At 73.8% G+C, this 13,144-nt stretch carries 14 protein-coding genes; 5 read left to right on the top strand and 9 right to left on the bottom strand.

The window, feature by feature from the left end; translation table 11 throughout:
- Positions 1-7 precede the first annotated feature (7 nt).
- Together J2X26_RS19690 and J2X26_RS19685 are read left to right on the top strand one after the other, a co-directional pair.
- Positions 8-193, top strand: a complete 186-nt coding sequence (locus J2X26_RS19690) for a hypothetical protein (protein ID WP_307494407.1) — start codon at positions 8-10, stop codon at positions 191-193.
- Between the two features lie 153 nt (positions 194-346).
- Positions 347-1,597, top strand: coding sequence for a glycosyltransferase 87 family protein (locus J2X26_RS19685; RefSeq protein WP_307494406.1), 1,251 nt, complete (start codon positions 347-349; stop codon positions 1,595-1,597).
- Here J2X26_RS19685 and J2X26_RS19680 read toward each other — a convergent pair.
- Genes J2X26_RS19680 through J2X26_RS19665 form a run of 4 tightly spaced genes read right to left on the bottom strand, consistent with a single transcriptional unit; the run spans position 1,540 to position 5,180 of the window.
- Entirely contained in the window at positions 1,540-2,760 is a 1,221-nt protein-coding gene (locus J2X26_RS19680) for a lysophospholipid acyltransferase family protein (RefSeq protein ID WP_307494405.1), read from the bottom strand. The two genes, J2X26_RS19685 and J2X26_RS19680, sit on opposite strands and share 58 nt — an antisense overlap.
- Entirely contained in the window at positions 2,757-3,635 is an 879-nt protein-coding gene (locus J2X26_RS19675; RefSeq protein ID WP_307494404.1) for a phosphatidate cytidylyltransferase, read from the bottom strand. Before J2X26_RS19675 ends, J2X26_RS19680 begins: the two co-directional genes overlap by 4 nt.
- Positions 3,632-4,216, bottom strand: a complete 585-nt coding sequence (locus J2X26_RS19670; protein ID WP_307494403.1) for a CDP-alcohol phosphatidyltransferase family protein — start codon at positions 4,214-4,216, stop codon at positions 3,632-3,634. Before J2X26_RS19670 ends, J2X26_RS19675 begins: the two co-directional genes overlap by 4 nt.
- A 40-nt stretch (positions 4,217-4,256) precedes the next feature.
- Positions 4,257-5,180, bottom strand: coding sequence for an LLM class F420-dependent oxidoreductase (locus tag J2X26_RS19665; protein ID WP_307494402.1), 924 nt, complete (start codon positions 5,178-5,180; stop codon positions 4,257-4,259).
- Positions 5,181-5,236: 56 nt separating this feature from the next.
- On the opposite strand from J2X26_RS19665, the gene J2X26_RS19660 reads away from it, so the two are divergent.
- A complete protein-coding gene (locus J2X26_RS19660) occupies positions 5,237-5,881 on the top strand; it encodes a DUF1684 domain-containing protein (RefSeq protein ID WP_307494401.1) in 645 nt (214 codons plus the stop codon).
- The gene (locus tag J2X26_RS19655; protein WP_307494400.1) at positions 5,878-6,696 is read left to right on the top strand and encodes a hypothetical protein; all 819 of its coding nucleotides are present in this window, start codon (positions 5,878-5,880) and stop codon (positions 6,694-6,696) included. Before J2X26_RS19660 ends, J2X26_RS19655 begins: the two co-directional genes overlap by 4 nt.
- A 61-nt stretch (positions 6,697-6,757) precedes the next feature.
- Here J2X26_RS19655 and J2X26_RS19650 read toward each other — a convergent pair whose 3' ends face one another.
- The 5 genes from J2X26_RS19650 to J2X26_RS19630 all read right to left on the bottom strand — a co-directional run bounded on the left by J2X26_RS19650 (position 6,758) and on the right by J2X26_RS19630 (position 12,094).
- Positions 6,758-7,675 carry an Fpg/Nei family DNA glycosylase gene (locus J2X26_RS19650; protein WP_307494399.1) on the bottom strand — a complete coding sequence of 306 codons (918 nt, stop codon included), beginning with the start codon at positions 7,673-7,675 and terminating at the stop codon, positions 6,758-6,760.
- A gap of 10 nt (positions 7,676-7,685) precedes the next feature.
- Entirely contained in the window at positions 7,686-9,566 is a 1,881-nt protein-coding gene (locus J2X26_RS19645) for an AAA family ATPase (RefSeq protein WP_307494398.1), read from the bottom strand.
- Positions 9,567-9,691: 125 nt separating this feature from the next.
- Positions 9,692-10,486, bottom strand: a complete 795-nt coding sequence (locus tag J2X26_RS19640; RefSeq protein WP_307494397.1) for a tyrosine-protein phosphatase — start codon at positions 10,484-10,486, stop codon at positions 9,692-9,694.
- Positions 10,487-10,491: 5 nt separating this feature from the next.
- Positions 10,492-11,679, bottom strand: coding sequence for an RNA polymerase sigma factor (locus J2X26_RS19635; RefSeq protein WP_307494564.1), 1,188 nt, complete (start codon positions 11,677-11,679; stop codon positions 10,492-10,494).
- 28 nt (positions 11,680-11,707) lie between these two features.
- On the bottom strand, positions 11,708-12,094 hold the full coding sequence (locus J2X26_RS19630; RefSeq protein ID WP_307494563.1) for a YciI family protein: 387 nt from the start codon (positions 12,092-12,094) through the stop codon (positions 11,708-11,710).
- Positions 12,095-12,253: 159 nt separating this feature from the next.
- Between J2X26_RS19630 and J2X26_RS19625 the strand changes: the two genes are divergently transcribed.
- The gene (locus J2X26_RS19625; RefSeq protein WP_307494396.1) at positions 12,254-13,132 is read left to right on the top strand and encodes a L,D-transpeptidase; all 879 of its coding nucleotides are present in this window, start codon (positions 12,254-12,256) and stop codon (positions 13,130-13,132) included.
- The last annotated feature ends 12 nt before the right edge of the window (positions 13,133-13,144 follow it).

The raw sequence follows: 13,144 nt of genomic DNA, 5'->3' as shown, positions 1-13,144 counted from the left end.
GTCGACGATGACCGAGCCAGACACCACGCCCGACCCCGTCCTCGAGACGGCCCCGGACGCACCCCCGGCACCCGACGACCCGCCGCGTGGCGACGAGTACGTCGACGACACCGAGCGCAGTGCGGTGTTCCCCGTCGCCGGGCCGGCCGCAGGGACCGTGCCACCGCCGGTGGTCCCGGGACGCCCCGCCTGATACTCACAGGGAGCAGGGCGGCGACGAGGCCCACGGGCGGGCTAGCCTGATCACCTGCCCGCTCGTCGGCCTCGTCCGGCCACTGCCTCGGAGGTCGCGCTGCTCCGCCGCCTGCTGCACTCCACCACGGCCGTCTGGGTCGCGTTCGTCCTCGTGCACGGCTGGCTCGCGCTCGTCGGCCTCGTCCTGATCCCCCAGCAGGCGTTCTGGGACCTCGACCTCTACCGCTACTGGATGTGGCTCGGGCTCAACCAGGGCGAGTGGCCCGTGCTCTCGGGCTCGTGGGTGTACCCGGCGGGGGCGATCATCCCGATGCTCGCTGCCGCGGTCGGTGGTGCGGGAGGCGGCTCCGCGTATGCGGCCGTCTGGGCGCTGATGATCACCGTGCTCGACGCGGTCGCGGTCGCGTTCCTCATGCACACCCGTCGGCCCGACCGTCCGCAGGGGCCACCGACCACGATCGGCGCCTGGTGGTGGCTCGCATTCCTGGTGCTCCTCGGACCGGTCGCGATGGGTCGCCTCGACGCCGTCATCGCTCCCGTGGTCGTCGTCGCCCTGTCGATCGCGCTCAACCACCCGCGCATCACCTCCGCGCTGCTGACCGCCGCGGCATGGGTCAAGGTCGCGCCCGGCGCCCTGCTCATCGCGCTGTTCGTGGCGGTGCGCCGACCGTGGCGCTCCGTGGTGGTGCCCGCGGCGATCGTCAGCGTCGTGGTCGTCGGGACCGTCGCGGCGCTGGGCGGGCTGCCGCACGTGGCGTCGTTCCTGACCGAGCAGGAGGAGCGCGGGCTGCAGATCGAGTCGCCAGGGGCCACCCCGTGGCTCGTCGCGGGACTGTTCTCCACGTCGATCACCCGGTACCTGAACCAGCCGATCGTCACCTGGGAGATCAAGGGACCGGGCACGCAGGGCGCCGCGGACGTCCTCAGTGCGCTCTTCTTCCTCGCGCTCGGCGCAGCGGCGCTGCTGCTCTGGTGGCGTCGCGAACAGCTCGGTGCCCGGATGTGGTCCGGCGGGATCGCGCGCACGGAGCTGCTGGTCCGTGGCGCGATGCTCCTGACGCTGGCCATGCTCGTGTTCAACAAGGTGGGGTCGCCGCAGTACATCGGCTGGCTGGCGCCCCCCGTGGCGGTCGCCCTGGCGCTGCGGCTGCCCGGCTGGCGGACGACCGCGTGGCTGACGCTGGGCACCGCCGCGGCGACGCAGATCGTCTTTCCCTGGTTCTACTCGCAGGTCGTCTCCGGCGGGCCCGGGGTCACGCTGACGCTGGCCGCGCGGAACGTCGCGCTCGTGGTGCTGCTCGTACACACCGTCGTCGCGCTCGTCCGGCCGCTACCTCCGGACGATCAGCCCGACGCCTTGCGCCGCCAGGAGCGGATCACCAGCGCGAGCCCCGCCGCGTAGGTCACGCCGAGCACCCCCAGGTACGGCACGTAGAACCGTCGCAGCACGGGGTGCCCGACGACGGCCGCTCCCCCGATCGCCGCGCCCATCGCCACCGCACGCGCACCGCGCGCACCGGCCGTGTGCACGGCGAGCGGGATCCGTGGGATGCCCGCATCGCCCGCCGCGGCGGCGTAGAGCTTGACCGGGACACCGTTCGCCGCCTGCTTCCAGACTCCGCGCGCACCGGCCGCCATGTGCTGTGCCGCCGCGTCGCGCATCGTGGCCGTCGTCAGCGGTGCCGGAGGTCGCAGGCCGCGCCGGGTCAGCTCGGAGGTGACCAGGACGCCCGCGACCGACCCGGCGGTGAGCCACGCGGCCGCGGGCAGGATCCGGCGCGGGTTGGCGACGCCGACGACCGCCAGGTACATCTCCATCGTCACCGGCCAGCTGACGGCCTCGGCGAACCCCCAGGCGGCGGCACCGGCCATGCCGGCCTTGCCGTCCATCGCGCGGTGCAGGACGCGCCACGTGCGGGACTCGGACGCCGTCGCGGGGCCCTCGGCGAGCAGCGCCTCGAGCTGGTGGACGACCGGCGACATGTCGTCGTCCACGAGGTCCTCCGGCTGGATGGGGTGGCCGAGGCGGACCTCGACGGGGCCCGGGTGCAGCCCGCCGCCCTTGGGCAGCAGGTCGCGGGTGCCGACGATGGCGACAGGGAGCAGCGGGACGTCGAACTCGCGGGCGATCCGGACGGCCCCGCTGCGCAGCTCCCCCAGCCGACCGTCGGTGGTGCGCGTCCCCTCGGGGAACACGAGCAGGCTGGACCCGGCGCCCAGCACGGTCTGCGCACCGTCCACCAGGCCTGTGTAGCCCCCGCCCTTGCGGTGCACCGGGACCGCGCCGATGGCCAGCTTGAGGCTCAGCCGCATCCACGCCTTCTCGAACCAGTAGTCCTCCGCCGCGACGACCACCGGCTTGTACGGCGCGGGGAACGCGGCGATCAGCGCCGGGGTGTCCGCGTGCGAGCTGTGGTTGGCGACGATCACCATCGCCTCGTACGGCGCGGACCCGCGAACCTTGTACCCGCCGACCAGGTGGAAGACGTTGCGCCAGAACGTGTGCCGCGCAGCGCCGGCAAGGTTGAAGCCGGGCGGAAGGCCGACGCGTCGGCGCGACGTCATGCGAGCACCGCGGCGAGCGGGAGCACCAGCAGCAAGGAGTCCACGCGGTCCAGCAGCCCCCCGAATCCAGGCAGCCACGCCCCGGCGTCCTTGACCCCGGCCCGGCGCTTCACCATCGACTCCAACAGGTCTCCTCCGACGCTCCCGAGCAGCACGGCGACGTACAGCCCCGGCGAGGCGGAGTCCAGCACGACCAGCACGATCGCAGCCCCGACGGCGGCTCCGACCATACCGCCGACCGTCTTGTTCGGACTGAGCCGGGAGAGTGGTCGTCGCGCCCAGGCGAACCGGCGCAGGCCCGTCCCGCCGCACCAGGCCGCGATGTCGGTGGCGGCCGCAGCGAAGCACAGCAGGTACGCGTCGCTGCCGACGAGGACGAGGTTGGCCAGCGACCAGCACAGCCAGATCGACCCGAAGGCCGTCAGTGTCGCACGCTCGAGGCCCCGCTCCGAGTCCCCGGCGAGCAGGGCGGGGACGGCGCAGAGCAGCGCCACGAGCGGCACCAGGGCGAGCAGGTCGGGGGCCAGCCAGGCCGCCAGCGGGTAGACGACCGCGAGCACCAGCAGGAGCGTCGTCTCGGCTCGGGGCAGCCGCATCATCGCGGCGAACTCGCGCACCGCCTGGAGCGCCAGCAGCGCCGCGAGCGCCGCCGTGGGACCGGGACCGAGCCACATGGGGATGCCGATGACGGGCAGGATCAACGCCCACGTGGTCCAGCGGCGGCGGAGCTCCGGCTTGCCGGAGAGGAAGACCGGGACGGCCGCGAGCGCCAGGATCGTCACGCTGACGGCCAGCAGCCAGACCGCCCGGCCCTCGAGGTCGAGATGCCAGCCGAGGAGCGTCAGGTGGATCTCGAGGTCGGGCACGAGGTTCACGCGAGGACTCGGCGGAGCTCGCGCAGCCGCGTCGCCACCGTCACCAGCGACAGCCCGATCATCACCGGCAGCAGGATCGGCGACAGCCCGGGGGCCGCAGCCAGGACGACCACCACGAGGCACCGCTCGGTCTTGCCGAACGGTCCCCCGTTGATCCGGGTCGCGCCGGCCCCGGCGCCGGCCAACGAGACGAACGTCGGCAGGGTGGCGACGACTGCGGCGACGAGCACGAACACCAGTCCCGCGCCGCCCTGCAGCCGGCCAAGCAGCACGGCGAGGCCGGCGAACATCAGCAGGTCGCCGGCCCGGTCCCCGAGCTCGTTGACCACGAACCCCCAGGGCCGGGACACCCCGCGGGCGCGCGCGACCGCACCGTCGAGGTTCGCGCCCGCCAGCCGACCGGCCAGCAGCACCAGGACGAGCGGCCACGCCCCGACGGCGATCGCGACGGCGGCAAGCGCTGCGCTGGCCACGCCGAGCCACGTGAACACGTCGGGTGACACGTCGCGGTCGACGGCCCACCGGACGACGCCGTCGAGGCGCCGGGTGTACCAAGGCTTGAGTGCATACAGGCCGCGCATGCCGGGACCCTAGCGAGTCCCGGCGGACGCCGAGGCCGGTTCACCCCAGCTGCGACGCGACCTCCGACGCGACGAGCTCCAGGTGGTCCAGGTCCTTCAGGTCCAGCACCTGCAGGTACACGCGAGTGATGCCGAGCTCCCGGTAGGAGCCGATCCGGTCGACAACGGCGGTCGGCGTGCCGGCGAACCCGACCGCGCGCACCTCGCTGACGTCGCGCCCGATGGCGTCGGCCCGGCGGGCCACCTCGGCGTCGTCGCGACCCGCGCAGAGCACCTGCGCCACGGAGAACGTGAGGGTCGACGGGTCGCGGCCGGCCTCCTCGCACGCCGCCCGGACGGTCGCCACGCGGCCCTGGACGTCGGCCGGTGCGGGGAACGACTGGTTGAACTCGGTGGCAAAGCGGACGGCCAGGGCGGGCGTGCGCTTCGGGCCGCTGCCGCCGACGATGATCGGCACGCGGGACTGCACGGGCTTGGGCAGCGCCGGCGAGTGCTTCAGCTGGTAGTGCTCGCCCGCGAAGTCGTAGTGCTCCCCCACGGGCGTACCCCACAGGCCGGTGATCAGCTCGAGCTGCTCGGTGAGCAGACCGAACCGCTTCTCGGGGAACGGGATCCCGTACGCGGCGTGCTCCTGCGCGAACCACCCGGCACCGAGGCCCAGCTCGACGCGTCCGCCCGACATCTGGTCCACCTGTGCCACCTGGATCGCCAGCACGCCGGGGTGCCGGAACGTGGCCGACGAGACCAGGGTGCCCAGCCGGATCCGGCTGGTCTCCCGCGCCAGCCCGGCCAGCGTCGTCCACGCGTCGGTGGGCCCCGGCAGGCCGTCGCCGGACCCCATGCTCAGGTAGTGGTCGGAGCGGAAGAAGGCGTCGAAGCCGAGGTCCTCCGTGGCCTTGGCGACGGCGAGCAGGTCGTCGTACGTGGCCCCCTGCTGGGGCTCGGTGAAGATGCGCAGATCCATGCAACCAACCCTCACACAGGTCGACCCCGCGCCGCGTGCCGTGCGACCGTGTGGACGTGATCCCCGCCATCGTGACCGGACGCCATCCTGCCGACGAGCCCTTCGCGGTGGCGGACTGGCGCCGTCGCGTCGCCGGGATCTACGCCGACGTGCGCCGGATCGGTGCCGACGACCCGGCGGCCGCGCACGCCGTCTGGGTCCAGCGACGCGACGAGCTCCTCGCCGAGCACCCGGCGTCGCCGCTCGACGCCGTGGCCAAGGCGTCGTTCGGGGGCCTCGACGTCCCGCACCACGACCCGGCGTACCGGTTCGAGTGCGAGGTCCTCCCCGCCACCGCCCAGCGGCTGGACGTGAGCAGCGGACCCGACGGGGTGGTGCCGTTCGAGCGCATCGGCACCGTCGAGCTGGGCGACCTCGGCAGGCTCGCCGTCTGGGTGATCCGCGGCTACGGGGGTGGACTGTTCGTCCCGCTGAAGGACGCGCTCGCCGGGACGCCCGGCGGCACGTACGGCGGCGGGCGGTACCTGCTGGACACCATCAAGGGGGCGGATCTCGGCATGGCACAGGACAAGCTCGTCATCGACCTGAACTTCGCGTACAACCCGTCGTGCGCCTACGACCCGGCGTGGACCTGTCCGTTGGCCACCCGCGCCAACACGCTCGCCGTGGACGTCCCGGTGGGCGAGCGGATGAGGTCATGAGCGCGCTGACGTCGATGTGGGCCTGGGACAACCCGGTCGCCCGCACCCTCGACGCCCGCGGCCGCGACTACGCGCCCGCCGAGCCAGCCGCACTCGTCGCGTTCTGCCAGGACCGCGCGATCCAGCGGGTCTTCCTGTCGGCACCCTGGGCGGCCGACGAGGGACCGGTCGGCGACTGGTTCGGCGCCGCGACCACCGCGCTGCAGACCGCCGGCGTCGCGGTCGGTCCGCTGGGCGGTGACCCCGGCTGGCTCGGTGAGCCGTCGCTCGCGGTCACGTGGGCCCTGGCCGCCCTGCGCTCCGGCCCGAGCGACAGCCTCCAGCTCGACGTCGAGCCGTGGGCGACCCCGGGCTGGCCCGCCGACCGGGACCAGCTCTGCGCACAGTGGCTGACGCTCCTCGACGGCGTCCTCGCGGCGCTGCCGACCGGCGTCTCGCTGGGGGTCGACACCCCGTGGTGGCTCGCGCACGAGCACTGGGAGGGCGGCACCCTGCTCGACGCCATCCTCGCGCGGGTCGGCCGGGTCGGGGTCGTCGCGTTCAGCGACCACGCGCAGGGGCCCGACGGCATCGTCGCGCTGGCCGCTCCGGCGGTCGTGGCGGCGTCGGCGGCGGGCCTGCCGTTCACGGTCGGCGTCGAGACCGACACGGCCGAGGTCGCGGGCGGGGCGCAGTTCACGTTCATCGACGAGGGCCCGGAGGTCCTGGAGGCGGAGACCGCGCTGGTCACGGACGCGTTCGGCACGCTCCCCGGCTACGAGGGCGTCACGGTGGAGCACCACCGCGCCTGGCGCTCGCTGCTGGGCCTCGACTGACCGACCAAGCCATGGCTGACGTGCGTGCGACTGTTGACGGCACCCACGGCTTGGTCGGGCGTCAGACCTGGCAGGTCGGGCACCAGTAGAGCTTGCGGGTGGCCATGTCCTCGACGACCACGGGGGTTCCGCTGACCAGGCACGGCTCTCCCGCGCGGTGGTAGACCCAGTGGCGCAAGGTAGAGTCGGCGACCGCCTCCTCGCGCTGGGCCTCCGCCAGGTCCTCGCGCGTGAGGATGAAACCTCGCTCGATGCCGTCGGCCAAGAGCACGGCCCAGTCGTCCCAGAGCACACGGGCGACGTCGGTCGGGACGCGGCGGCCGGGGGTGTGCGGGTCGAGCCGCGCCCGGAACAGCAGCTCCGCGCGATAGATGTTGCCGATCCCCGCGACCACCGTCTGGTCCATGAGCAGCTGGCCGACGGCCACGTTCCGGGAAGTCAGCCGGTGCACCATCACGTCGCCCGCCGCCGCGAGGTCGTCGGTGGACGCCGGGTCCGGGCCGAGCCGCTCGATCGCCGCAGCTGCGCCCGCCGGATCGAGGACCTCGCACGCGGACGGTCCGCGCAGGTCGGCGACGGTCGCGTCGGAGGCGAGCCGCACCCGCACCTGGCCGACGGGCTCGGGAGGGAACACCTCGCCGACCGGGACATCTCGTTCGCCCTCCCCCATCCGCACGGCCCGACGCAGCCGGGGAGCGCCCATGCTGCCCGCTGAGTACCCGCCCTGCACGAGCGGCGTGAGCGACCCGTAGAAGTCCCACGCGCCGTACAGGCCCAGGTGCACGCGCAGGACGTCGCCCGACTCGAACGTGCAGAACAGCTGCTTGCCGACGGCGTCCGCAGCCACGAGGACCTGGCCGTCGATCCGCGCTGCGCCGGCCGCGAACCGGCCCTGCGGAGAGCTGACGGCGAGCCGGCGACCGACGAGGTCCTGGGTGAGCTGGCGGGCGATGCGGTGGACGGTATGACCCTCGGGCACGCCCCGAAGGCTAGGCCACCCGGAGCCGCTCCGCCGCAGCACCGGCGGCAGCCGCCCCAGCCGCCGTCCGGTCGTGCTCCTCCTGCGCGAGCAGCTGCTCCTGCGCCAGCGTCGCCGCCTCGAGCACGTCGGTGATCTCCTCGCCGATGAGCTCGTGCCGCTCCAGCAGCGCGTCCCGCAGCGCCTCCACCAGGTGGCGGTGCCGGGACAGCAGGCGCCGCACGGTGGTCCGGGCGTCGTCGAGGACGGCCTCGAGCTGGGCGCGGGCCTGCGCGTCGGCGAGCACCGCGGAGACGAGGTCGTGCGGTGTGGCGGCGAACGAGATGAGCGAGCCGGTCATCCCGGCTGCGCCGACCATCTGCGCGGCGGTCCGCGTCGCCGACGCGAGGTCCCCCGCAGGTCCGGTGCTGGTCTGCCCGAAGAACAGCTCCTCGGCCACCCAGCCGCCCATCGCGATCTGCACCAGGGCGCGCAGGTCGTAGTGCGAGTGCGTCCAGACCTCTTCGCAGTCGCCGTGCGCGAGCAGCCCGAGCGCGTCGCCACGGCGGATGATCGTGAGCACCTCGAGGGTCCGGTTCGGTGCCGCGAGCCATGCGGTGACGGCGTGGCCGGCCTCGTGGGTGGCGATGAGTCGCTGCTCGCCGTCGGTGTAGCGGACGGGGTGGCCGATGCCGACCATCTCGGTGATCCGGGCGTGCTCGACGTCCGCGTACGTCATGGCCATCGAGCCGCGGCGCAGGGCGTTGACCAGGGCCTCGTCCAGCAGGTGCTCGATCATCACCGGCGTCCACCCGTTGGTCGCCGCGGCCAGGCGGTCGCGCAGGGCCGGGTCGTCGAGCTCGGAGTCGGTGGAGCGCCGGGCCAGGAAGTGGTCGACGAGCGCGCGTCGGCCCACCGCGTCCGGGGTCGCGAACGTCAGGCGCCGGTCGAAGCGACCGGGCCGCAGCAACGCCGGGTCGAGGGAGTCGGCGCGGTTGGTGGCGGCGATCAGCAGGATCGGCGCCTTGACCGGCTTGCGCTGCTGGAGCTGGCGCGACGCCGGCAGCAGCAGGTTGGCGCGGGCGATGAACCAGTTGACGAACTTGTCGCCCGTCGTCGGCTGGTCGAACGACTGCATCTGCACCAGGAGCTCGTTCACGACGCCGCCGGTCCCCTCGCTGACCACCGCGTTGGTGACCGTGTGCGGGATGCGGAACGCGTCGAACGGGCCCGAGGCCACCATCGCGGACGCCATGCCGCCGCGGCGCGTCGCGATGGCGTCGATCTCCTCGATGAAGCCGATCGCGCCGCCCTCGGTGCGGGCCGCCTTGCGCAGGGCCTTGAAGTACGACCGGATCTTCTTGGCCGTCGCGCCGTAGTACATCGACTGGAACGACGTCGCCGAGACGAACAGGAACGGCACACCGGCCTCCGCGGCCATGGCCTTGGCCGTCATCGTCTTGCCGGTCCCGGGCAGCCCCTCGAACAGCAGGCCGCGGCGCGGGGTGCCGCCCATCTGCTCGGCGAACTGCTTGTGCGTCTGGAACAGGTCGATCGAGCGCCGCACGTCCTCCTTGACGGGGTCGATGCCGATGACGTCGTCCAGCCGGACGTCCACCTGCTCGGGCCGGAAGACGACGTGCGGCGAGCGCGCCGAGCCCAGCTGCGTCCCGGCCAGCAGGAGCAGGAGGGCACCGAAGAACAGCACCGGGACAAGGACGAGGGGGTCGATCGCCGGCAGCTCCGGGACGATCGGACGGCCCAGGAGCGCGTTGACGATGACCCACGTCTCGACCGCGATCACGAACGCTGCCGTGCGGTACACCCGTCGGCGGCGGACCCGGTCGCGCTCGACGGCGATGTCGTGCGCGCCTCGTCGGATGGGGGACGTGATCTCGTCGGCCACAGGCATGCCTTTCCCTCGGCGCCTGGGTTCAGACGACGCTGCGTCGCGGGAGGTGCGATCTGCCCATCGTGGGTGCGACCGGGTGAGTCGGCAATATCGGACATACCGGACCACCCGAACGGTCCAACGCGTCACCCGCCGGTGCGAAGCGTCCTGCGGAGGGTCTCCACCTCGACCAGGCTCAGCCCGAGCCCGTCCGAGAGGTAGCCGTCGAACGTGCCGAACTCAGCGCGCAGGGTGCTCAGTGCCGCCTGCAGGTACTCCGCCCGGACCTCGAGCAGCGGCCGCAGGAGCTCCGGGTCCCCGCCCACCGCGGCGAGCTGCTCCAGGAGCGGCGCGAACGTGACCCGGACGGCGGGGTTCACGGCCAGGAACTCCTCCAGGGCGCCCGCCTCGTCCACACCGGCGGCCAGCAGCAGGATCGTGGCCCCCCACCCGGTGCGGTCCTTGCCCGCCGTGCAGTGGAACAGCACAGGCCGGCTCTCGGGGTCGATGACCGTCCGGACGAAGGCCGCGTACGCCGTCCGGGCCGCGTCCCCGACGACGAGCCGGCGGTAGACGGTGAGCATCTGCCCGGCCAGGTCGAGGTCCGCGAGCACCGCGGCGTCGCCACCGGCGAGCAGCGTCGGCAGCTGCGCAGCCGCCCCCTCGGGCAGGTCCGCGAGCGCGTCGAGAACCAGGAGCTGAGCTCCGGCGGGCAGCTGGTCCGGGCGTCCCGACCGCTCGGCGTCGGTACGCAGGTCGACGACGGTCCGGATGCCGAGGTCCGCGAGTGCGGCGTCCGTCGTGACCGAGACGTCGGCCAGCTCGGCCGACCGGTAGGCGATGCCGGTCGCGACCGTGCCGCCGTCGGCGGTGGCCCGGCCCCCCACGTCCCGGAGGTTGGTGACGGCGGGAGACAGCAGGATGTGCGGGTCGACGGTCACGCGGGTCAGGGTGTCAGCCCGCGCCGCAGCCGCGCCACCTGCACGCGGAGGTAGTCGCGCTCGGCGAGGCTCGTGGTCCCGTGCGACGCCAGGAGCAGCTGGTCGGCGGCCTCCTGCGGGCGGCCGGCCCGCTCCAGCAGGTGGCCGCGCACCGCTGCGAGGCGGTGATGTCCGCCGAGCCGGTCGTCGAGCGTCGCGAGCAGGGCCAGGCCGGCATCGGGGCCGTCCACCATCGCGAGGGCCACGGCGCGGTTGAGCGTGACCATCGGGTTGCCGGTCATCCGCTCGAGCAGCCCGTAGAGCGCGAGCAGCTGGGGCCAGTCCGTCGCGTCGGTGCTCGGCGCCTCGTCGTGCACCGCGGCGATCGCGGCCTGCAGCTGATACTCCCCCACGGCACCGCGCACGAGGGCGTCCTCGACGAGCCCGACGCCTTCGTCGACCATCGAGCGGTCCCACAGCCCGCGGTCCTGGTCGGCCAGCGAGACCAGCTCGCCGTGCGGGCCGGTGCGGGCGGGACGGCGGGCGTCGGTGAGCAGGATCAGGGCGAGCAGACCGGTGACCTCGGGGTCGTCGGGAAGGCTCGCGTGCAGGGTCCGGGTCAAGCGCAGGGCCTCGACGGCCAGGTCGGCTCGGGCGACGGTCGAGCCCGTGGTGCTGGCGTAGCCCTCGTTGAACATCAGGTACAGCACCCGCAGGACGGCGCGGAGCCGCTCGGCGTACTCGTCCGCGCCGGGCATCCGGAACGGCCCGTCCAGGTCCCGCAGCGTCTTGCGCGCCCGGCTGAGGCGCTGCGCCATCGTCGGCTCGGGCACCAGGAATGCCCGGGCGATCTCCGCGGTGGTCAGGCCGCCGACGGAGCGCAGCGTGAGCGCGATCGCCGACGCCGGGCTGAGCGCCGGGTGGCAGCAGCCGAACAGCAGGAGCAGCGAGTCGTCGGCCTGCGACGGGTCCGCCTGCTCGACCGCCTCCATCGTGCCGACGAGCTCCTCGCGGCGTCGTCGCGCGTCCTCGCTGCGGTACCGGTCCACCAGCTTGTGCTGGCCGACGACGACGAGCCAGCCGCGCGGGTTGTCCGGCACCCCGTCGGCGGGCCACTGGGTGGTGGCCGCCAGGAGGGCCTCCTGCAGGGCGTCCTCGGCGTCCGCGAGGTCCCCGGACCGGCGGACGAGCACGCCCAGGACCTGCGGCGCCAGCTCGCGCAGCAGGTCCTCGACGGCCGGGTCACTCGGCAGGAGCGGGTGCCTCCATGACGGCTCGGACCTGCATCACCTGCTGGATCGGGATGCCGTCGGGTCCGGGGGCGGCGGACGCACGGGCGGCGATCGCGATCGCGCGCGCCTCGTCCTCGACGTCGACCGTCCAGTACCCGGCCAGGAACTCCTTCGACTCCGCGAACGGGCCGTCGGTGACGACCGGAGGGGACACCCCGTCGCTCCGCACGAGCTTCGCGGCGTCCGGCCACGCGAGGCCCTGCCCGTCGACGAACTCGCCGCTGGCCACCAGCTCCGCCCCGAGGTCCTGCTGGAACTGGATGTGGCGCCGTACGTCCTCGGGCGCCCACTCGTCGATCGGCGGGACGCCCTCGACGTAGTAGTTCATGAGCAGCATGTACTTCACGATGCACTCCGTCTCTCCGGGCCACGGGCGGCCCGCTCGTCCGATGGTCGGAGCCGCACGCGCGTTCTCGACACGCATCCTGTCGGCAATCCGCCGACGGCGACAGGTGGGGTTTGGCCCGGGAGGTCGCGCGGGCGCACCATGGCGGGGATGACCAGGAGCTCCGTGGTGCGCGCGACGGTGACCGCCGTGATGGTGGCCGCCCTCGCGGGAGCGTGCGCACAGGAGCCGGTGGCCCCCGCCGCCCCCGTGGTGGTCGCCGCTCCGGTCGCCGTCGAGAAGGCCGCCGCACCCGTCGTCGCCGCACCCCCGGCCGCGGACCTGAGCGCGCTGCCCGTCATCGACCTGCTGCACGTCGTCCCCGGCCTGCCCGGCATCGACGGCCTCACGCAGCAGGAGAACGCCGACCCGGCGCTCGGCCGCTGGCGGACCGTCGTGGTGGACCGGGACACGGCAGGCCGCGTCGCACCGGCCGGGGCAGCCGCCGGTGTGGTGCCCGCTCTGACGCTCGAGGTGCCGACGACGCTCCCCGTCATCGACCAGCGCGGCCGGTGGCTGCGTGTGATGGTGGCGACCCGGGGCGCGCTGCCCAGCCAGGACGTCGCGCAGACCAACGGGCGCAGCGTCTGGATCGACTCCGCGGACACGGCGGCGGCCGGCACCGACTGGTCCATCCAGGTGGACACCGCCGCGCAGACGATCACGGTCGACGACGGCACGACGACGCACGTCCTGCCCGTCAAGGCCACCGGAGCCCCCGGCACGCCCACGCCGCACGTCCCCGCGTTCCTGCTGGGCACGCGCTGGCTGGAGCCCGGCACCACCACCCCGCGCGTCCTCCTGCTGTCGACGCAGAGCGAGACGATCGACCACTACGACAAGCCGACCGGCACCGCGGTGACGGCCATCCACACGACGACCCTGCGGGGTGTGGGCGCGGTGTCCAACGGCTGCGTCCGGGTGGGGGACGAGGTGCTCGACCTGGTCTGGCTGGCGCCGGCCGGGACGGTCGTCACGACCGTCGGCTGACCCGTTCGACGG

Source organism: Cellulomonas humilata (genome assembly GCF_030814415.1).
GTDB lineage: Bacteria > Actinomycetota > Actinomycetes > Actinomycetales > Cellulomonadaceae > Cellulomonas > Cellulomonas humilata_A.
Note: the sequence above shows the minus strand (reverse complement) of the source record. Positions and strands in the feature narration are given on the sequence as shown.